The organism is Bradyrhizobium sp. Kon58 (genome assembly GCF_055807455.1).
In genome coordinates, this window is record NZ_JBVVOT010000408.1 from 1 (window position 1) to 278 (window position 278).

The 278-nt window shown below is 57.2% G+C and carries 1 protein-coding gene; it reads right to left on the reverse strand.

The features are described from left to right. Nucleotides 1-80: 80 nt before the first annotated feature. The coding region (locus tag AC0L20_RS40950) for a chemotaxis protein CheB (protein WP_473295817.1) at nucleotides 81-278 on the reverse strand (198 nt) is incomplete at its 5' end.

The window sequence follows — 278 nt, forward strand, 5'->3', positions numbered from 1 at the left end:
CCAGAACTAACGCATCACGTCCCACAAAAAAGCCAACGCCTTCGCGCGTTGGCTTTTTTGCATCTGGCGATAACGCGCCTTCATTTATACAAGATGGCCTGATGAATCTCCTGCAAGGCCATGATGCGCTGGGCGGCATTGAGCTTGATGGCTTCTTTTGGCATGCCGAACACCACGCACGTTGCCTCGTCCTGAGCCACAGTAGACGCGCCCGCGTCGAGCATTTCCTTGAGGCCGCGAGCGCCGTCATCGCCCATGCCGGTCATGATGATGCCGGT